The organism is Bradyrhizobium iriomotense (genome assembly GCF_030160715.1).
Lineage (GTDB): Bacteria > Pseudomonadota > Alphaproteobacteria > Rhizobiales > Xanthobacteraceae > Bradyrhizobium > Bradyrhizobium iriomotense.
The window spans coordinates 141,543-162,051 of the sequence record NZ_BSOW01000023.1 but is presented as its reverse complement, the minus strand read 5'-3'; the positions used below and the strand labels follow the sequence as shown (position 1 = coordinate 162,051).

Annotated in this window: 19 protein-coding genes; 12 read left to right on the top strand and 7 right to left on the bottom strand. The window is 64.8% G+C overall.

Annotated features, from left to right (window positions below; translation table 11 throughout):
* Window positions 1-324 precede the first annotated feature (324 nt).
* Window positions 325-477: a hypothetical protein gene (locus tag QQL28_RS29505; RefSeq protein ID WP_284271178.1), complete on the top strand. Its 153-nt coding sequence runs from the start codon at window positions 325-327 to the stop codon at window positions 475-477.
* 39 nt (window positions 478-516) lie between these two features.
* On the opposite strand, the gene QQL28_RS29500 is transcribed toward QQL28_RS29505, so the two are convergent.
* The 7 genes from QQL28_RS29500 to QQL28_RS29470 form a co-directional block, all read right to left on the bottom strand.
* Complete coding sequence (locus QQL28_RS29500; protein WP_284271176.1) at window positions 517-2,181, bottom strand: tannase/feruloyl esterase family alpha/beta hydrolase; 1,665 nt, start codon at window positions 2,179-2,181, stop codon at window positions 517-519.
* 96 nt (window positions 2,182-2,277) lie between these two features.
* On the bottom strand, window positions 2,278-3,729 hold the full coding sequence (locus QQL28_RS29495; RefSeq protein WP_284271174.1) for a GntP family permease: 1,452 nt from the start codon (window positions 3,727-3,729) through the stop codon (window positions 2,278-2,280).
* A 3-nt stretch (window positions 3,730-3,732) separates the two neighbouring features.
* Window positions 3,733-4,749, bottom strand: a complete 1,017-nt coding sequence (locus QQL28_RS29490) for a patatin-like phospholipase family protein (protein ID WP_284271172.1) — start codon at window positions 4,747-4,749, stop codon at window positions 3,733-3,735.
* Window positions 4,750-5,031: 282 nt separating this feature from the next.
* Window positions 5,032-6,276 carry a phosphoglycerate dehydrogenase gene (gene serA / locus QQL28_RS29485; RefSeq protein ID WP_284271170.1) on the bottom strand — a complete coding sequence of 415 codons (1,245 nt, stop codon included), beginning with the start codon at window positions 6,274-6,276 and terminating at the stop codon, window positions 5,032-5,034.
* 126 nt (window positions 6,277-6,402) lie between these two features.
* Window positions 6,403-7,635, bottom strand: a complete 1,233-nt coding sequence (locus QQL28_RS29480) for a rhodanese-like domain-containing protein (RefSeq protein ID WP_284271168.1) — start codon at window positions 7,633-7,635, stop codon at window positions 6,403-6,405.
* Window positions 7,636-7,808: 173 nt separating this feature from the next.
* On the bottom strand, window positions 7,809-8,075 hold the full coding sequence (locus QQL28_RS29475) for a hypothetical protein (protein WP_284271166.1): 267 nt from the start codon (window positions 8,073-8,075) through the stop codon (window positions 7,809-7,811).
* Between the two features lie 57 nt (window positions 8,076-8,132).
* Window positions 8,133-9,017: a dihydrodipicolinate synthase family protein gene (locus QQL28_RS29470; RefSeq protein ID WP_284271164.1), complete on the bottom strand. Its 885-nt coding sequence runs from the start codon at window positions 9,015-9,017 to the stop codon at window positions 8,133-8,135.
* A 203-nt stretch (window positions 9,018-9,220) separates the two neighbouring features.
* On the opposite strand from QQL28_RS29470, the gene QQL28_RS29465 reads away from it, so the two are divergent.
* From QQL28_RS29465 to QQL28_RS29415, 11 genes are all read left to right on the top strand, one after another.
* On the top strand, window positions 9,221-10,627 hold the full coding sequence (locus tag QQL28_RS29465) for an FAD-binding oxidoreductase (protein ID WP_284271162.1): 1,407 nt from the start codon (window positions 9,221-9,223) through the stop codon (window positions 10,625-10,627).
* A 6-nt stretch (window positions 10,628-10,633) separates the two neighbouring features.
* On the top strand, window positions 10,634-11,299 hold the full coding sequence (locus QQL28_RS29460; protein WP_284271160.1) for a GntR family transcriptional regulator: 666 nt from the start codon (window positions 10,634-10,636) through the stop codon (window positions 11,297-11,299).
* 81 nt (window positions 11,300-11,380) lie between these two features.
* A complete protein-coding gene (locus tag QQL28_RS29455) occupies window positions 11,381-13,411 on the top strand; it encodes a YgiQ family radical SAM protein (RefSeq protein ID WP_284271158.1) in 2,031 nt (676 codons plus the stop codon).
* 299 nt (window positions 13,412-13,710) lie between these two features.
* Window positions 13,711-14,472, top strand: a complete 762-nt coding sequence (locus QQL28_RS29450; protein WP_284271156.1) for a pentapeptide repeat-containing protein — start codon at window positions 13,711-13,713, stop codon at window positions 14,470-14,472.
* 266 nt (window positions 14,473-14,738) lie between these two features.
* Complete coding sequence (locus tag QQL28_RS29445) at window positions 14,739-15,422, top strand: DUF2270 domain-containing protein (RefSeq protein WP_284271154.1); 684 nt, start codon at window positions 14,739-14,741, stop codon at window positions 15,420-15,422.
* Between the two features lie 214 nt (window positions 15,423-15,636).
* On the top strand, window positions 15,637-16,107 hold the full coding sequence (locus QQL28_RS29440; RefSeq protein ID WP_284271153.1) for an aminoacyl-tRNA deacylase: 471 nt from the start codon (window positions 15,637-15,639) through the stop codon (window positions 16,105-16,107).
* A gap of 115 nt (window positions 16,108-16,222) precedes the next feature.
* Entirely contained in the window at window positions 16,223-16,645 is a 423-nt protein-coding gene (locus QQL28_RS29435) for a CBS domain-containing protein (protein ID WP_284271150.1), read from the top strand.
* 129 nt (window positions 16,646-16,774) lie between these two features.
* Entirely contained in the window at window positions 16,775-17,803 is a 1,029-nt protein-coding gene (locus tag QQL28_RS29430; protein ID WP_431309659.1) for an alpha/beta hydrolase, read from the top strand.
* A gap of 153 nt (window positions 17,804-17,956) precedes the next feature.
* Window positions 17,957-18,520, top strand: a complete 564-nt coding sequence (locus tag QQL28_RS29425; protein WP_284271146.1) for a glycine-rich domain-containing protein — start codon at window positions 17,957-17,959, stop codon at window positions 18,518-18,520.
* Window positions 18,517-19,341, top strand: coding sequence for a TIGR04222 domain-containing membrane protein (locus QQL28_RS29420; RefSeq protein WP_284271144.1), 825 nt, complete (start codon window positions 18,517-18,519; stop codon window positions 19,339-19,341). The genes QQL28_RS29425 and QQL28_RS29420 overlap by 4 nt, the downstream gene beginning before the upstream one ends.
* Window positions 19,271-20,266, top strand: a complete 996-nt coding sequence (locus tag QQL28_RS29415) for a hypothetical protein (RefSeq protein WP_284271142.1) — start codon at window positions 19,271-19,273, stop codon at window positions 20,264-20,266. The genes QQL28_RS29420 and QQL28_RS29415 overlap by 71 nt, the downstream gene beginning before the upstream one ends.
* Window positions 20,267-20,509: the final 243 nt, after the last annotated feature.

Genomic DNA, 20,509 nt, shown 5'->3' with positions numbered 1-20,509 from the left:
CCGCAATCGGCCACGCACTCGATGCCTTCACATCCGAGGAATGCGCCAACTACCTCAAAAATTCAGGTTATCGAACTTAATGCCATCACGCTTTAGTGCATGATCCGGAAAAGTGTGAAGCGGTTTTCCGAAAAGATCATGCTCAAACAACAACCTAAAGCGCGATGACGGTTCATCCCAATCTCATCGCGCTATAAGGCCAGACGAGATCGGTCGCAGCAAGCTGGTTCGGCTCTACGGCAGGGGCTTCCGCTCGATGACGCCATCGTCACCGAGGCGGCGCGACGCAGCGAGGGCACGAGCTGCGCCTTCATCAAGGAATTGATGCGGCGACTGGCGCAGGCGAGCCTGGCGCGCGACGGCGGCGATTCCGTCATCTCCGCCGACATCGACGAGGCGCTCGACGACATGCTGTTCTCCGGCGGTCGTCTCAACGCGCAGTTGCTCGGCGGCGCGCAGGCGATGGCGGCGGGATAAGCCTGCGCCGCCGGCTGGCGCTTCGTCGACACGCCGCGGTTACGGCGCGCAGAAGAAGCTCGCAGCCTCCGTCACCGGTCCGCCTTTGTAATGCGGCCAGGCCGGCCAGCGGCATAGCGGCAGCGCGCGGGCGGCCGCGAAGGACGGCGCCTCGACCTTCTGCTCGGTGACCACGAGATCGCCGGGCGCCTTGTCCTTCTCGACCCAGTCAACCAGCACGCCCAGCATGTCGACATTGGCCGGCGCGCCGGAACCGACATGGTCGACGCCGGGCGCCGTGTAGAGCCTTACGAACAAGTCCGTCGTCGCCGAGCCCATCAAGCGCTCGACATTCTCGAAATAGCGGATGCCGGCATAGGGGCTCTGGGCATAGTCGGCCATATGCTCGAGGATGATCAGCCGGCCTCCATGTTCGCGGAAGCGGCTGAGATCGGGATTGGTCGAGTCCATCAGATTTGAGACCTCGAGCAGACGTTCCTTGTGATCTTCCGGCTTGTAGGTCGTGACGTCGAGCTTGGGATCGCGTGCGAACACATATCGGGTGCCGCCGGCGCCATAGATCCAGGCGATGCCGTTATTCGGAGCCGGCGGTTGCGCTGGCGCCGCGGTGCCGAGCCACCACGAAATCCATCCGCCCGTCGGGCCGACGGATGGCGTGTCCTCGCCCGACACGCCCCAGCCCGGATAATCATCGAGACCGTTGGCGAGGGGGAACGGGAATTTGTAGGCGCCGTGCAGGGTGTCGATCGCCCTGATCTGCGCATCGGTGAGGCATTGGTCGCCGCTCTGGCCGTTCGCGCAGCGCAGCTTCTCTACCTTGAAGGTCGCCTTGCAGCCGACGGGATCCTGCACCAGCGCATCCTCGGAGCCGTCGGCCTTGTCGCAGGCGGCACGCACGGCGTCGGCCACGAGTTTCACCTGCGCCGGACGGATCCAGCCGTCGCCCATGGTCGCCAGCCCCGACCTTGTGCCGGCATGCTGTAAGCCGACCCAGTTGATGACCGGCACACGCGAAAAAATGCCGTCGAAATCGTCGGGGTAACGCTGCGCCATGGTCAGGCCTTCGCGGCCGCCTTCGGAAGAGCCCATGAAGTACAGCTTGTCGGGCTTCCGGCCGTAGGCGCGCTCCATCAGGGTGACGGCGACGTCGCGCACCTTCTTGTAGGCACGGTGCGCAAAGTTCTCGAACGCCTCGTCGTTGAGCGCGAAGGCCTGAGGCGGCTCGCCCGGCTTGGTCTCATGGCCGGAATCGGTGCCGTAGGTGACGAAGCCGCGCGCCAGCGGCGAAGGCTTGTCGAAGGGATAGGCCGGCGGCAGCCCTAGCCCGGTGATCAGGACACCATTGAATCCGCCACCGCCATATTGCAGCGAGCGCCCGTTCCATTCGACCGGCAGGTTGACCTGGAACTTGATCGGCGGCGCTTTTGGGTCTGTCGGCTCGATATGACCGAGCACCTTGCAGAAGGCGGGGCCAGCCGGCGTGACACGTCCCGACGGCGTCGGTCCGCGTTCTGCGACGGTGAGCGGCGACGGCGCCTGAAGCGTCGCGGAGTCGATCCTGACGGCACCGGCATCCGAGGCAAGGCCCTTGCAGACGGTGTCGGCATCCTCGGCCAGCGTCACCGCGGATGCGCCGTCGACATGAGCCAACGCCACCAGCAGGCTCGCAAGACATACAGCTGCGCTGATCTGAGAACGCGTCATCGTTTCCACCCTGATTTTTTTTGTTATCAACGACAAGCTGACACATTCAACGCAACGTTCGGCCGTCCGTCAATCGCAAGCGCGGGATTGCCCGTCTCAGAACGATCCTATGAGGCTGCCGAGCGCGATGACGATGACCAGCGCCAGCAGGGACGAAACGATGCCAACCATCACGATATCCAGGTAACTGTCGCGGTGGGTCAGTCCGCAGATCGCGAGCAGGCTGACCACCGCGCCGTTGTGCGGCAGGATATCCAGCGTACCCGAACCGATCACCGCCACGCGGTGCATCAGCGCGAGGTCCACGCCGGTCTGCGCGGCGATCGCCACATAGGTCTGGCCGAGCGCATCCAGCGCGATCGTGAGGCCGCCGGATGCCGAGCCGGTCAACGCGGCCAAAATGTTGGTCGCGACCGCAAGCGACACCAGCGGTCCCCCCTCGATCGCGAGCACCCAGTCGCGCACCATCTCGAAAGCCGGCAGTGCGGCGATGACGGCGCCGAACCCGACCAGGCTTGCAACGCTCAGCGCCGGGAGCACGGAGGCATTGGCGCCGGCATCCATCGTCTGCCGGAGCGAGGCCAGCCTCCTCCAGTTCATGGCAATGGCCACGACGATAGCTGCGGCCAGCGCGACTGCGACCGACCAGACGCCGGCAACGGCGGACAAGGACGTGCCACCCCAGCGTTGCTCGGCAAGGTATGAGAAATCCATCCGCGGCAACACCAGGAGCGACATCACGAGATTGACCGCCACGACGACGATCAGCGGCAGAACCGCGCTCAAGACCGGCGACGGCGCCTCGCTGCGACGGCCGTGCCGGATCTCGGCGGGGTCGAACTCGCGCGCGGTGGTCGCGCGCTCGCGCAAAAATTCATCGTCGACGACATGCTCGGCCGTGCCTTGCGCGTCGCCAAATCCCTCACCCGCGCGGCGGGCTTGTGCCTCCGCCCGCTGCAGCCACCACAATCCGACGCCGAGCATGACGAGCGCGGCGATGATGCCGAGCCCGGGCGCCGCGAATGGCGTCGTCCCGAAGAACGGCATCGGAATGGCGTTCTGGATCGACGGCGTGCCGGGCAGCGCCGACATCGTAAAGGTCGAGGTCCCCAGCACGATGGCCGCCGGGATCAGCCGCCGCGGGATGGAGGCTGCGCGGAACAGCGACTGTGCCATCGGTGCGATGACGAAGAAGGCGACGAACAGGCTGACCCCGCCATAGGTGACCAGCGCGCCCGCGAGCACGACCGCAAGGATCACACGCTGCTCTCCGAGCCGCTGCGCCATGAAGGCGGCGACCGCCGTCACCGCGCCGCTGTCGTCCATCAGCTTGCCGAAGACGGCACCGAGCAGGAAGATCGGAAAGAACTGCGCCAGGAAGCCCGCGGCGCTCGCCATGAACACCTGCGTCAGATTGGCGAGCAGCGGCTCGCCACCGAATGCTGCGGCAACGAGCGCCGCGAACGGGGCGAGCAGCAGGACGCTCCAGCCGCGGAAGGCCAGCACCACGAGCAGGCCGAGCCCAACGAGAATGCCGAGAAGGCCCACGTCTCAGCACTCCGCCAGGAGAACATCGAGATCGGCCGTCGAGCGCCGGCCGATGTCCTCGCTGTGATGTTCCAGGAATTCGCTGGCGGCCAGCCGGCCCTCGGCGCGGAGCATCGAGACGAACTGCCATTCGGCATTCAGCTTTGAGGAAGCGCCGAAGCTCGTCAAAATATCGCTCTTGATCCGGTGCGTCCTCATTCGCGCCCAGCGCGCGCCCTCGCCACTGCCGGGATCGGCGGCCTGGCGGAGCAGCGCGATCATGCGCAATTCCTTCATCAACGGCGAGTTGAACGAAATCTCGTTGAGCCGGTTGAGGATTTCCGCCGCGCTGCGCGGGTCTTCCAGACGCTCCGTCGGATTGATCTGCACCAGGATGGTATCGTAGGCGTCGCTTTCACGGACCAGCGGCGTGATCGTCGGATTGCCGGCGAAGCCGCCATCCCAATAGGGCTCGCCGTCGATCTCGATGGCGCGGAACATAGTCGGAAGGCACGCCGAAGCCAGGAGAACGTCGGCGGTGATCTCCGCGTTGCGAAAGATCCGGCCACGGCCGGTCCGCACCCGTGTCGCCGTGATGAACAGCTTGATCTCGGAACGCGCGAGGCGTTCGAAATCGATGCTCTCGGCGAGCACCTTGCGCAGAGGGTTGTAGTCGACCGGGAGATCGTAGGGCGAGAACAGCCGCGACATCAGGTCGGTGAAGACGTAGGCCGGCGAGGTGTCGAGGGTCCAGCGCCCCATCAGGCGATCGAGCGGCGATCGCTGCAACGGACTGAACGCCGCGGCGTGCGAAACGCGGCGCCAGTAGTGGTCCAGCGCCTCGCGCGCGCCTTTGGCGCCGCCCGCCGTCCATCCGTCGGCTAGCACCGCGGCATTCATCGCCCCGGCGGAGGTCCCGGAGATGGCGACGACGTCAAGCCATGTCTCTTCGAGAAGCCGATCGAGCACGCCCCAGGTGAACGCGCCGTGCGAGCCTCCGCCTTGAAGTGCAAGGTCGATCGGTATGCGGTCTCGGGCCATCGTGTCCGCACTCACGCAAGTTAAGCTCAACTTCGATGAGACTTGCTAAAGCATGATCCGGAAAAGTGTGAAGCGGTTTTCCGAAAAGATCATGCGCAAACAATAACCTAAAGCGCGATGACGATTCATCCTAATCTCATCGCGCTCTAGACGAGACTTGTTAGACCAGCGCCCCAGGTAACCACAGGTAGTGTAGAAAGCGGAAGCGGGGCTGCGCAACAGCGCAGCCGCCCGGATGCGTCACAGCGTCGTGATGCGAAGAACTGCCAGTCCGTTCGGGCCTCAGTGCTCGAACACCAGCCGCGCGCCGATCGTTCCGTCGAGCGCCCGGATCTGCCGGAGCAGCTCGTTCGAATCCTGGCCGCCGAGATCGGCGTCGAGCACGACGTAGCCGAGCTCGCCATGCGTCTCCAGATATTGGGCGGCGATGTTGACGTCACGCTGCAAAAACACCTCGTTCAACCGGCGCAGCATGCCCGGCACATTGCGGTGGACATGACTGAAGCGGGCGCCGGTGGGGCGGAGGTGGAGCTGCACCTCCGGGAAATTGACGGCGCCCATGGTCGAGCCGGTGACGTAATAGTCGACGAGCTTGCGGGCCACCTCGCCGCCGATCCGCTCCTGTGCCTCTTCCGTGGAGCCGCCGATATGCGGCGTGAGGATGACGTTGCCGAGGCCCTGCAACGGGCTCTTGAAGCGATCGGCGTTCGAGGAGGGTTCGACCGGGAAGACGTCGACGGCGGCGCCGGCGAGATGCTCATCGCGCAAGGCGCGCGCCAGCGCGTCGAGATCGACGACGGTGCCGCGGCTGTTGTTGATCAGGAACGAGCCCGGCTTCATCAGCCGCAGCTCGCGCTCGCCGATCATGCCCGCGGTCTCCGGCGTTTCCGGCACATGCAGGCTGACCACGTCGCTCAGGGCCAGGAGATCCTCGAGCTTCTCGACCGGCTCGGTGTTGCCGTGACGCAGCTTGTCGGTGCGGTCGAAGAAGATCACCCGCATGCCCATGGCCTCGGCAAGCGTCGAGAGCTGCGAGCCGATATTGCCATAGCCGATGATGCCGAGCGTGCGGCCACGCACCTCGCGGCTGCCGGCCGCCGACTTGTCCCAGCCGCCGTCATGCGCCGACACCGAGCGCGGGAAGATCTGCCGCAGCAGCATCACGATCTCGCCGATGACGAGCTCGGCGACGCTGCGCGTATTGGAGAACGGCGCATTGAAGACGGGAATGCCGCGCTTGCGGGCGGCGAGCAGATCGACCTGATTGGTGCCGACGCTGAAGCAGCCGACCGCAAGAAGCTGGTCCGCGGAGGCGAGCGCGTCCTCGGTGAGTTGGGTGCGTGAGCGAATGCCGAGCAGCGACACGCCCTGCACCGCCTGCCGCAGCGCATCGCCGTCGAGCGCCTTGGGTAGCCGCTCGACATTGGTGAAGCGGGCGCTCCTGAACAGGTCCATTGCGCTGTCATTGACGCCTTCAAGCAGCAGGGCTTTCGCAGTCCTCTCAGGGGTCTGGCCTGTGGCTGGCATGGGATCTCCGTGGGTATCGCCTTCGCGCGCGGCTTAGTCGCCGACGAGGCGGAAGACAATATGATTTTCACGTGGACACAAGATGATCGGGCATCTTGATCTCTCGCCGGGACTGCCTGCGCCCGCTCAGACCACGTAAAATCCGTGCGTCGCGTCGCGGCGGAGCTGCTCGACGAGGCCGTATTCCCAGTCGAGATAGGCCTGCATCGCGCTTTCCGCGACATCAGTCCCTTCGTAGGGACGCCGGTACCGGTGCGCGGGATCTGGCTTCGGCAGCACTTGCGGCGGTCCCATTTCCAGCGCGCCGTCATAGCCGCCCTCGAGCACGTAGACCTCCCAGCCCATCTGCGCGAGCCAGGACGCCGTCATGTCGGCGCGCACGCCCCTGTCGTCGGTCAGAAGGATGCGCCCGCCGCGCACGGGCGCGGCCATGTCGATCTCCTGGACGAGCTGGCCGCCCGCATAGTGGCGGAAGCCGGCGAGGTGACCACTCGTATATTCCTCGGCGCCGCGCACATCGAAGCGATACAGCGTCCGCGAGGTTTGCGCAGCGAGCGCCGTCGCCTCGCCCACGCCGATGTGACGAACGCCGGCACGATAGGCGACGTCGCGGGCATTGGCCGCGGCGCCCTCGAACGCCCCGATCGCGCCGCGCCGCCCGGCGCCATGCTCGAGCGTGTGCCTGGCAAGAGTCCAGCCGATCGTGCCGTTGCGCAGCGCGCGCACTTTGTTGGGGACGCCGGCATTGATCAGCGACTGTGTGCCGATGATCGAGCGCGTGCGACCGGCGCAATTGACGATGATGGTGGTGTCGGGATCGGGCGCCGCGCGTCCCGCGCGCAGCACGAGCTCGGCGCCGGGCACACTGACCGAGCCCGGGATATTCATGGTGGCATATTCGTCGAAGCGGCGAACATCGAGGATCGCAACATTGGCCTTGGCGGCAATCAGGCTTGCGACCTCGTCGGCGTTGAGCGAGGGCGTGTGACGGCGCGCCTCGACCAGTTCGCCAAAGGCCTTGGCATAGGAGTTGACGTCCTCGAACAGCTCAAAGCCGGCCGCGCGCCACGCCTTGAGGCCACCGTCCAATGCGCGGATGTTGCTGTAACCCAGCGCGTGCAGGCGCTCGGCGCCGGGCCCGACCAGGCCGTCACCGTCGTCATAGAGAACGATTGCCACGTCCTTGCGCGGCAGCCTCGTCTCGGCCTCGATCGCAATGCGCCCCTCCGCCATGTTGGCGGCAAACAGGGGATGGCCGGTGGCAAAGGCAGCCTCGTGCCTGAGATCAAGCAGCGCGATCTCCTCACGCAACAAGAGCGCGCGACGAATATCGGCAGGGGTGACGGTCGAAAGGTTCATGAGATGGCGAGCCTTCGCGAGAACGAGCCTCGCGCTTTTGGACCATTGTCATGGTCTTGGCTAGCCGCTCGCGGCGGTCATTGTTTCGGACCGACCGTTCCCGTTTGCTTCAGCCGCGCCGATCTGACCCAGCCGGACACGGCATTTCCGGTTCTGGGATTGGTGTACATCACCTAGGCCCAGCCGTCGTCGGTTTGGGCGTAGGCGATCAACTCGTCCCTGCGAATGACAAAAATACCGTTCATCGCGCAGGCGGGATTCGGCGCCGAGTAGAATTGCAGTCGGCCCGCTCCGGTCACGACGTTGGCCATCGGCGGCGACAGCATCGGTGCATCCTTGCCGCCCAGTTCCTGCTCCTTGCAGAGCGGCGCCGCAAGCACGGGCGTCAAGGCGACCGCGCCCCAGACGATGAAAGCAAACAAGAACCTGACCATGACCATTCGTGATCTCCGCGAATGCTCATCGGTCGCTGTCAGCGCAGGAAAGGTTCGCGGGCGCTACGCGATCGCAGGACTCACCAGCGCGTCGATCTTCGCCTTCAGCGCCTTGCCGTCGGAGAGGCCACGGAGCGGCGGACGCACGCGCAGCCAGCCGGGATCGGCGGTCTGTGCGGAGAGGATGGCCTTCAAGGTCGCGACCAGCGACGGCGTCTTGACGACGATATCGATCGCCGCCTGCATGCGTGCTCCGACGTCCTTGCCATCGACCATGCCCTTGACGAGCTCGGGCACGATGTTCGCCATGCCGCAGATGGTGCCGGCGCCACCCGCCGCGATGGCGCGGGTGATGTCGGCTTCGTTGCCGACCGTGATGGCGAGCTCGGGCGCCGCGGCACGGAAGGCCTGGAATTGCTTGAAGTCGCCGCTGGAGTCCTTGAGGCCAGCAACGAGCTTGCCGTAGCGCTTGCGCAAATTCGCCGCGACCTGCGTCGGCACGGCGACGCCGGAGACTTGCGGGATGTGGTAGAGGTAGGCGCGCAGGCGATCGTCGGCGACGCCGTCGAAGATCGCGGCGAAGGCGTCCTCGATTCCTTCCGCGCTGATGCTGCGATCGAAATAGGGCGGCAGCACCAAGACGTGGCGCAGGCCGAGGCTCAGCACCGAACGCGTCAAGGCGATGCTGTCGCTGATCGCGGGAAAGCCGCCGCCAATGCCGATGCGGTCAGCGGCGACGCCGGCCTTGAGCAAGGCCTCCACGGCCGCGATCCGCTCTGCAACATTGAATGAGGTGCCTTCGCCGGTGGTGCCGAACACCACGACACCGTTGACGCCCTTCTTGAAGAGCCGAAGCGCGTGGTCCGCCAACCGGACGGGGTCGACGGCTCCCTCGGCCGTCAGCGGCGTTGGCGTGGCGACCCAGAACCCGCGAATTGCGTCCGTCATGACATATCCTCTGCGAGAGCTATCACTCTAAGGCTTTGATCAGGCTTGCCCTTTTGGAAAAGCGCGAAACCTGCTTGGCGTTCCCATTTGCTTCTTGTACCTTACATACAACATCGCCGCAATTCCACCGTGAAGCGGGTCGCGCCACCAAAAATGCATGGGCGTCGGCCCTGGCCAGACACCCCGGTCACAGAGGCTCCGCCATGACGACGCTGCTCGAACGCCCCGAGGACATGCTGCGCGATCTGCGCAACCAACTTGGCCCGCAAGCCGTGCTGATCGGCAACGAAGTGCCAGCGCGCAATTGCAACGACTGGAGCGCAAGCCTGCCGCAAACGCCGCTCGCGGTGATCCGCCCGGTGGACGCGGCCGGCGTTGCCGCGGCCATTGCGACATGCCGCAAGGCAGGCCTGCCGTTCGTGCCGCAGGGCGGATTGACCGGCCTGTGCCGTGGCGCTGCGCCGGAGCCCGGCTGGGTCGCGATCTCGCTGGAGCGCATGACCGGCATCGAGGAGATCGATCGCGCCTCCGCGACCATGACGGTGAAGGCCGGCACGCCGCTGGAGACGATCCAGAAGGCGGCCGATGAGGCCGGCTTCTTCTTCCCGCTCGATCTCGGATCGCGCGGCTCCTGCGCGATCGGCGGCAATCTCTCCACCAATGCCGGCGGCAACCGCGTGATCCGCTACGGCATGACGCGCGAACTGGTGCTCGGGCTCGAGGTCGTGCTGCCGGACGGCACCGTCATCACCAATCTCAACAAGCTGATGAAGAACAATGCCGGCTACGATCTGAAGCATCTCTTCATCGGCTCGGAAGGCACGCTCGGCATCATCACGCGCGTGGTGCTGCGGCTGTTTCCAAAGCCGCGCTCGACCATGGCCGCGCTCTGCGCGCTGAAGGATTATGCCGCCGTGGTCGCGCTGCTCGATGCCGCGCGCTCCGGCCTCGGCCCGCTGCTGTCGGCCTTCGAGGTGATGTGGCCGGATTATTGGGAGATGATCACGGCGCGCGCGGGCGTCAAGCCGCCGGTCGCCGCCGGTCACGGACTCTATGTGCTGGTGGAGGCGCAGGGCACGGATGAGAGCATCGATGCGCCGCGCTTCCAGGCCTGGCTCGAAGGGCTGATGGAGCGCGGCCTGCTCGCAGACGCCGCCGTCGCGCAATCGCTGGCGCAGACGCAGAAATTCTGGGCGGTGCGCGACATCTGCGCCGAGTTCGGCCAGGTGCTGGGGCCGCACATCTCCTACGACATCGGCCTTGCAGTGGCGCGGATGGACGAGTTCGTCACGCGCTGCAAGGCGGCGCTCGCAGACGGCATCAAGGGCTGCGAGAGCGTCTATTACGGCCATATCGGCGACGGTAATCTCCACCTGGTGTCCTGGGTGACGGGCTTGCCGATCGAGCGCCAGCCGAAGGACGCGATGGACGCGATCATCTATGGCCTGGTGCGCGAGATGAGCGGCAGCGTCTCCGCCGAGCACGGCATCGGCACGCTGAAGAAGCAATGGCTCGGGCATGCCCGCAGCGAAGCCGAGATCGCGCTGATGCGCACGCTCAAGGCCGCGCTCGATCCCGATCATCTGCTCAATCCCGGCAAGGTCATCTGAGGACCGATGAAGTCGCTGAAGCTCGATACGCCGAGATCGCTGGCCCAGCGCGCGATGCTGCGCCTGCGCCAGGGCATCATCGACGGCGAGTTCGCGCTCGGCGCAGCCATTTCCGAGGAGATGGTCGCGCAGTCCTTCGGCGTCAGCCGCACCCCGGTGCGCGAGGCCATGGGCCAGTTGCAGGCGCAGGGCCTCGTGGTGATCCGGCCGCAGGTGGGCAGCTTTGTCTTTACCCCGAGCCCGGAGGACATCACGGCGCTCTGCACGTTCCGGATCGTGATCGAGCCCAAGGCCGCCGAGCTCGCCTTCGCGCACGACCGCGCCGGCGCAATCGCCGCGATGGAACAGGCCATCGTGGCGATGGAGGAAGCGCTCACGGCCAAGGACAACGTCGCCTATGGGCGCGCGGACAGCGCGATCCACGACGCGCTGTTCGCGCATTGCGGCAATCGCTATCTCCAGGAATCCTATCAGCTCGTTTCGGGGCGCGTCGCCGCGCTGCGCACCAATCTGAGTGCGCCCGTCGACGTCCAGACGCCGGCCTCGTTCGAAGAGCACCGCAAGTTGCTGCGCCTGTTTGAACGCGGCGAGTTCGACGGTTTCGTACGATTGATGACGACGCACATCACGAATTCGGGCCTGACCTATGCCCGCGCCTTGCAGGTCGCCTGATCCTCAGCGTATGGGCGGTAGGCGGAAATTGATGTTCCGGTCGATTGAATTCGCGGCATAGCCGGCTTATGCGTGGGCGCCATGGATATCACCGTCAGCGCCGCAAAACCCCTGAGTTCCTGGCCCCGCCACCGGGCCCATCCCGGCAAGGCGGCGCCGTTCCTGCCGATGAGCCGCGCCGAGATGACGGCGCTCGGCTGGGATGCCTGCGACATCGTGCTGGTGACGGGCGATGCCTATGTCGACCATCCGAGTTTCGGCATGGCCATCATCGGCCGGCTGCTGGAGGCGCAGGGCTTTCGGGTCGGCATCATCGCGCAGCCGGACTGGCATTCGGCCGAGCCGTTCAAGGCGCTGGGAAGGCCGAAGGTCTTCTTCGGCGTCACCGGCGGCAACATGGACTCGATGGTCAACCGCTACACCGCGGACCGGCGCCTGCGCCACGACGATGCCTATACGCCCGGCGGCGAGGGCGGCAAGCGGCCGGACCGCTGCACGATCGTCTACGCCCAGCGTTGCCGCGAGGCGTTCAAGGACGTGCCGATCGTGCTCGGCGGCATCGAGGCCTCGCTGCGCCGGATCGCGCATTACGACTACTGGTCCGACAAGGTGCGCCGCTCGGTGCTGGCCGACGCCAAGGCGGATCTCCTGCTCTACGGCAACGCCGAACGCGCCGTCGTCGAGGTGGCGCACCGGCTCGCCGACGGCACGGCGCCGCGCGATCTCGATTCCATCCGGGGCACCGCGCTGTTCCGCCGCGCGCCCGAAGACTACACCGAGTTGCACGCGGACGATCTCGAATCCGCCGACGAGGGCGCGGCGCGCCACCCCGGCAACACCGTGATCCGGCTGCCGGCCTGCGAGCAGGTCGAGCAGGACCGCGAGGCCTATGCGCGCGCCTCACGCGTGCTGCACCGGGAGAGCAATCCCGGCAATGCCCGGCCGCTGGTGCAGCGCCACGGCGACCGCGACCTCTGGCTGAACCCGCCGCCGATCCCGCTGACCACCGAAGAGATGGACGCGGTCTACGATCTGCCCTACGCCCGCGCGCCGCATCCGTCCTATGGCGAAGCCAGGATCCCCGCCTGGGAGATGATAAAATTCTCGGTGACGATCATGCGCGGCTGCTTCGGCGGCTGCACCTTCTGCTCGATCACCGAGCACGAGGGCCGCATCATCCAGAACCGCTCGGAAGGCTCGATCCTGCGTGAGATCGAGCGTATCCGCGACAAGACGCCGGGTTTCACCGGTGTGATCTCCGACATCGGCGGTCCCACCGCCAACATGTACCGGATGGCGTGCAAGGATCCGAAGGTCGAAGCGGCGTGCCGGCGGCCGTCCTGCGTCTTCCCCGAGATCTGCCCGAATCTCAACACCTCGCACGACGACCTGATCCGGCTCTATCGCAAGGTGCGCGAGACCAAGGGCATCAAGAAAGTGATGGTCGCATCCGGCGTGCGCTACGATCTCGCGGTGGAGAGCCCCGAATATGTCAAGGAGCTCGTCACCCATCACGTCGGCGGCTACTTGAAGATCGCGCCCGAGCATACCGAGCGCGGCCCGCTCGACAAGATGATGAAGCCGGGGATCGGCGCCTACAACAAATTCAAGCGGATGTTCGATGAAGCGGCCGAGCGGGCCGGCAAGAAATATTACCTGATCCCCTATTTCATCGCGGCGCATCCGGGCACGACCGACGAGGACATGATGAACCTCGCGCTCTGGCTCAAGAAGAACCGCTACCGCGCCGACCAGGTGCAGACCTTCCTGCCCTCCCCGATGGCGACCGCCACGGCGATGTACCACACCGGCGTCAATCCGCTGCGCGGCGTGCGCCGCGGCGGCAGCGACAAGGTCGAGGCGATCAAGGGCCTGCGCCAGCGTCGGCTGCACAAGGCGTTCCTGCGCTATCACGACCCCGACAACTGGCCGGTGCTGCGCGAGGCGCTGAAGGAGATGGGCCGCGCCGATCTGATCGGCTCGCGTCCCGACCAGTTAGTCCCAGCGCACCAGCCGCCCGGCACCGGCAAGGCCGCCGGCACGCGACGACCCATGCGCCCGGGCGGGAAGACGCAGCGCTTCACGACCAAGGGCGTGCGGGTGATGAAGTAGCGGGCGGCGGTTCGATCCGGTTCGGACTGACGCGTTCGTGAGCCTCCGACAAAAATATCGAAAACAACCCCATGCAAAGGAGCCGGTGACCGCCAGCGCGCGCTGCGGATTTTACGAAATCACTTGACGCGTCGGGCAAATCAGGGGCAATATGCCATGATCGCGGTGCTTGGGATGGGGGCGCCCTTTGCGGAGCGATGTTACGCCACGCGCCTGCCGGCCAACGGTGCATCTGCCCGACGGTGGCTCGAAGGCCCGGCCAAGATAACTCGTCCTGACGCATCCCAGAGCCATTTCGCATGAACATCGACGCGCTCGCCCGAGAGATCAGCGCCGGCAAGCCTGTCCGGTCGCTCCAGATGACCGACGATCGGTGGCCGGAAATCAATTGCGAGGGCGCATCGTTCGCCGATTGCGTGTTCGAGCGGGTTCAGTTCTCCAATCCGGTGTTTGCGGACGCGCGCTTTGCCAATTGCAGATTCGTGTCGTGCCGCATCGCGCACGGCGAGCTTTCGGGCGCGCATTTCGAGAAATGCAGCTTCATCGGTGGTGATGGCAAGCCCTCCAGCTTTGCCTTCAGCGATCTGCAGCGGGCTGTGTTCAGGGCGTGCGACTTGTCCCTGGCTGCCTTCGATCGAACCGAACTCTTCGCAATCGAGATGCACGAATGCAATCTGACGGGCGCGAAGTTCACGAAGGCCGACTTCAGTCGCGCGCTGAGCCGCAAGCAGATCGAGACGCGCGCCAGCTTTCATGCCTGCAAGATGGATCTGGTCGAGCTTTCCGAGGCGAAATTGCCGGGCTGCAGCCTTGCCGGGAGCCGGCTTCGCGAAGCTGATTTGTCCGGCATTGACCTCACCGATGCAGACCTGACGGATTGCGACCTGTTCCAGGCCATTCTCGACGGCGCAAAGCTCAGCGGGGCGGACCTCTCCGGCGCCGAGGTGAGCGGATTGAACCTGACGACCCTCGCCGACTTCGCGGGCCTGAGGATCAACGACGATCAGATGTTCCGGCTGCTCGACGCCATGGGCGTATCGGTTCGCGCGCGGCAGCGTTGACGCTGAAGCGCGATGAGATTGGGATGAATCGTCATCGCGCTTTAGGTTATTGTTTGAGCATGATCTTTTCGGAAAACCGCTGCGCACTTTTCCGGATCATGCTGTAGACGTCGCCTACCAGCTGAACCGCAGTCCGACATTGCCCTGCGCGTTGCCGCGGGTTTTGTGGTCGGAGTTGTCCAAACGGAGCGGGATTGTGGTAGTGTCATCGGGTCGCTGCTGAAAGCACGACCTGAACATTTCACTGGTCTCGGGTGGTTCGCGCCATGCTCAGGCCTGCAGAAGACACACGTGAAATCCCAGAGCTGAACGCGGCTGAATTGGGCGCGATTGCCCATCTCTATCGCGGCGAGATCTATCGCAGCACCATCTGGCGGACACGCCTCGACAATACGACCAACTGGTCGATCGTGACCTTGGGCATTGCCCTGTCGTCGACGTTCTCGTCGCGCGAGGCATCGGCGCTGCCGCTCATCCTGATCGGCATGCTGCTCGCGGTCTTTCTCGGACTCGAGGCACGCCGCTATCGCTATTTCAACGTTTGGCGCGCGCGGGCGCGCTTCCTCGAAACGCACTGGTACGTTCCGATCTTGAACGGCAAAAGCGCAAAAGACGACGCCGGTTGGCGGAACATCCTCGCGGAAGATTACCTGCATCCGCGCCATCACATCAGCTTCGTTCGCGCCGCCGGGCGCCGTATTCGCCGCACTTACATCTGGATCATCGTGATCCAGACATCCGCCTATATCGGCAAGCTCGCGATTCATCCGCAAATGGCGGCTCACCTCGATGAGCTCATCGAGCGCGCCGAAATCGGCCCGATCCCGGGCTGGGTGGTGATCTGCTGCGGCCTTGCCTACAATCTCTGCTGGGTTGTGCTTGCAGTCACGACGTACTGGCTTGATCGGCGCGCGCATGGCACACGGCCCTCCGCAGGCGGAATGGGTTGAGCTAGGAGGCGCAGCCCCCCGCGATCGCGGATTAGGTCGGCAATACTGTCTGACCGCGCAGCGGCGAGAGGCGAAATCGCATCAAGGCGCAATGACGAATTGCGGCGGTCGACCGGGGCGCCTAATGTTGAAATCCGACAATCACGCGGCCGCCTATCGTGCGGCGAGTGCAGCCTCACGGTGGACGACTTGCATACCCATCGGAGGGCACGCCATGTCCATTGCTCCGACGCTGCACCGATATCTGACCGCCGAGAAGATCCAGTATGCCGAGATCCCGCACGATCTCACCATGTCGTCCGCGCGCACGGCGCAGGCCTGCCACGTCTCGGGCGATCGTCTCGCCAAGGCCGTCGTATTGCGGCATGACGGCGGCTATATGCTCGCGATCGTGCCGGCGTCACACCATCTCAACCTGCCGGACCTGAAAGAGAGGCTTGGCGAGGATCTCGTGATGGCCAACGAAACCGAGATCAATCGGATCTTCGCCGACTGCGCGCACGGAGCCGTGCCGGCGGTCGGAAGGTGCTACGGACTCGATCTGATCGTCGATGATACCATCCAGGCCCAGCCCGAGGTCTATATCGAGGCCGGCGATCACGAGACGCTGCTCCAGCTGCCCCATGCGCAGTTCGCGCGCCTGACGGCCAATGCACCGCATGGACGCTTCAGCGTGCACGACTGACGCGGCACGATAGCGAGATGATCACCAGTACGTCCTCGTCGCGGCGCGCGTGCGGTCGCGCCCGGTTCGTTGTATAGTCACGTCACGGGGGCTGCGTTCGCAACGGAGGTCCTCCATGAAGGTCAAGGACGTGATGCACAAGGGCGTCGATTGGGTCAGCCCCGACACCCCGATCACCGAGATCGCGAAGTTGATGCAAGGGCACGACATCGGCTGCATTCCGATCGGTGAAGGCGACCATTTGATCGGAATGGTGACGGATCGCGATATCGTCTGCAAAGGCCTCGCGAGCAAGGACTTCAACGCCGCGCGCATGACCGCGCGGGATGTGATGACCGAAGGCATCCATTGCTGCCGCGAAGACGACGATCTGGCGAAAGCCGTGCATCACATGGAGACGCTGAAGATCCGGAGGCTGCCTGTCATCAACAAGAGCAAGCGGATGGTCGGCATGATCAGCCTGGGTGATGTCGGTCAGTCCGCCACGACTGATCTGTTGACCCAATGCGTCAAGGGCGTGTCGGCCCATCATCATTGATGACGACGCCGGCTTGGTTCCGGAACCTCACCGGATCGCGCGCAGCTCCGCCGTTTTCTCGCCCCCATTCTCATTCAGGGAGCTAGGCGGGGCCGCGCTACGGTGGGGCAGAGTTCCCAAAGGTTCCGTGTGATCGTCCGACGTCTTCTGCAACGCGACTCTCTTCATTCGCCTCTGTCGCGCCGCTCGCTCCTGGGCGGGCTTGTGTCGGCAGGCAGTGTCCTTGCGCTTGGTGGATGCGCAGGCCTGGGCGCGACCGGCGCGCGCTTCGACGCGTCGTCTCTCTCCGCTGACCCCACATTGCTGGTCACCACCACGCGCAAGCCCGTGAACGGCAGTCGCACGAAACCCTGGTTCGGGCCGGAGCGCGCGACCACGATGACGGTCGCGCGGGCAAAGCTGGTGGCGCCGGACGAGAGCCGTCTTTCTCTCGCCGCGGTCGGACTTGGCGATTGGCGCCTTGATCGGGTCGAACCGGTGTCGACCGAAATTGGCGATCTCGTTGCTCAGGCCGGCGGGGGAGACGTGCTGATCTATGTGCACGGCTTCAAGCAGACATTCGAGACGGCGGCGCTCGATGCCGCACATCTCTCCGATGGGATCAAGTTCCGCGGCCGGACCATGGTGTTCTCCTGGCCCTCCAAGGCAGGACTGTTCGACTATGCCTATGACCGCGACAGCGCGATGTGGTCCCGCGACGATTTCGAACGCGTGCTCTCGTCCCTCGTGTCGGCTTCAGGCGGCGGCCGCGTGCATATCGTTGCACACAGCATGGGCACCATGCTGACGCTCGAAAGCCTGCGTCAGCTCTATGCACGATACGGCGACACCGTCACAAGCAAGATCGGCGCGGTGGTGTTTGCCGCGCCTGATATCGACATGGACGTGTTCTCGTCGGCGATCCACCGCATCGGTCCGCTTGCCGGCAAGATCACCGTGATCGCCGCGACGAACGATCGCGCGCTGGCGCTGTCGGGGCAAATCGCAGGCGGAATGACGCGGGTCGGCGCCGCCGAGAAGGCTGCTATCGAGCAGCTCGGCGTGCGCGTGATCGACGCCTCCGACGCAGGCTGGGGGATCATCAACCACGATCTGTTTCTGTCGAACGCCGACGTGCAGCGGGTGATCCGCCGCTCGATCGATGGCACACCCGCATAAAAGGGCTCCTGCTCCTCCGCCTGTCCGCGTTCGCGCCCCCTGCCTGATGAACCGCAGCCCGGCAGCGCCGTGGTCGGCCGTTCGCTCGACCGTCATCCTGTCCGCACGAGTTCCGTGCTATCATGACGCGTGGACGATCATCGGGAGCCCCGGTTGCAGCGCGAGCAGTTCAAGATCGACATCCAGGCGGGCGAGCCGGTCTGGACGCCGGCACGACAGGAGCTGTGGCGACGCATCGAGCAGCATGATTTCGAGCCCGACACGCCGCTGAACTTTACCCGGCGCCTCGCGCGCGATCATGGATGGAGCCTTCAGGAGGCGCGCGCGGCCGTCGATGCCTATCGCCGCTTCTGCTTTCTCGCCGTCGTCTCGCCGACGCCGGTCACGCCGAGCGAGATCGTCGACGAGGTCTGGCACCAGCATCTCGTCTATTCACGCGACTATTGGGCGATCTGGTGCGGCGAGAGGTTACAGGCGCCGCTGCACCATGATCCCACGCCCGGCGGACCGGAGGCCCAGGCGATCTATCGCCGGCAATATGCCGAGACGCTTGCGTTGCATGAGCGCGTGTTCGGACCGCCCAGCCCAGAACTGTGGCCGGCGACACATCTGCGCTTCGGGCGCCAACGCTATCATGTGACGGACCGCAGCCGCTGGCTTATCATGCCAAGACCCATCGCATGGATTCGCGGTCGATTCATGAGGACGAGCCGATGACATGGAATCCCCTGGACTGGACCGCCGGTCCCTTCCTGACTCTCTATCTGACCAGCGCAGCCATCATCTTCCTGCTGGGTTTTCATTTCAGGTCGACGATCGGTCCTGCCGCAAACGCGCCGCGCCAATTGAACGCGCTGGAATTGGCCTATCTCGGCGGCGGCGCACGACGCCTCGGCGATGTGATCCTGCTCGGCCTGACGTCGGGGAGCGGGGCCACCATCGCGCCCAACGGCCGCACGATCACCGTCACCGACCAGACCCCGCTGACGAGGATCATGCGCCAGCCGGCATCGCTCGCGGTCCACCCCGACATGACGCGCCAGCAGTTCCAGATCGCGGTCAAGCCGATGGTCCAGCAAATTCAGGGGCGCCTGCAACAGCTCGGCTACGCCCCGACCGACGACCAGATGACGTCCTTCCACATGACCGTCCTCCCCTTCATCGCTCTCCTCCTCGGCCTCGGGGCCATCAAGGCCGCCGTCGGTGCGGAACGGCACCACCCGGTCGGAATCCTGATCTTCCTTCTCATCGTCACAGTGATCGGGGGCATCATGCTGGCGAAGCGCCCCATACGGACGCGAGCAGGCGATGAGGCCCTCGCAAGCCATCAGGCCTCCAACGCGCGAGCCTCGCGCGCGCCGCGCGATCACGAGCTGCTTCTCGCGGTGGCACTCTCCGGCGCCGTCGTGCTGTCGGGGACACCCTACGCCCCGATCTATGCCGCCTCGAAGACGATGAGCAGCGGCGGTGGTGACGGCGGTGGCGGATGCGGTGGGGGCGGCGGAGGTGGTGGCGGATGCGGCGGGTGCAGCGGTTGAAAAAGCCGGTGAATCCGCCGTAACGCCGAGAGCTCACGCCGTGAGATATGAAGAAATCGCAGAGCTACCGAAGTTCGACACCGGCCTATATGAGGGCTGCACATTCTCCATGTCTGGCGGCGACGCAAAGTTGATCTTACGATTCACGGAGCTGCCTCCATTCGAGATCAATTTCCATCGCGCGCGCTGGCATCAGTTCACGGCCTTGCCGAATTGTGACGCCGAGCAGATCAAAAGCGCGTATTTTCGGCTGGTCGAGGTGATGGAATCTCGTGTCCTGTCGTCCTTTGTCGATGGCGATCGAGCACCGATAAAAGCCTACAAGGAGCTGCACCACTATCGGATCTTCCTTGACGAAACGGGTTGCCACGAAGTCTTCGCGGAGTCCGCATCCGCCGGAACGTCGATCGATGCGCTTTCTCTCGACGACACGCGCCGTTGGGCAGATCTGAGACATGCCTATGGATCGGCCAGTGATATCCCCGGCCTTTTGCGACAACTCGCAGAGCTACCCGCATCGAGTGGCAAGGATGAACCGTGGTTTTCTTTGTGGAGCGCGCTGGCCCATCAGGGCGACGTTTATCCTGCTTCGTTTGCGGCCGTCCCTCACGTCGTACGCGCCCTCTCAATCGCGCCGGCCATGGCCGATTCCAGTTTCTTTCACTTTCCGGCTTGGGTTGAGATTTGCCGGCAGAAGACGGCAACCCCTATTCCCGACGATTTGCGCCACGCGTATTTCGCTGCGCTGCAACGCCTGCCGTCTCTTGTCGCTGCAGCAGCAAATCGAGAATGGGACGGCAGCTTTCTTGCCTGCATTCTCTCCACCGTTGCGGCGGCGAAGGGCTACGGAACGGTCGCAGAGGCCGCCCAGGAGCTGACCCCAGATGTCGCATCGGAGTTTTTGGAGTGGTTTTTCGAACGCTGATTTTGACCGCCGCTCACATGAAGAAAATGGCGCGCCATTCAGAACAAGGCGACGAATCCATACACAATTGAAATTCCTTGGGATTTTGCAAGCCGCCGCCGGCGCGGTGACCGTCGGCGTCGGTTTCGACCCAAGCGCGCCTCACAACTCTGCGCGCCTTGGCGGCTCCGGGGTGCTAGTATCTTCGAGGCCGCAAGACTCAAGATTTCGCGCACGCGATTGAATCGCGGCGAGGAAACGATG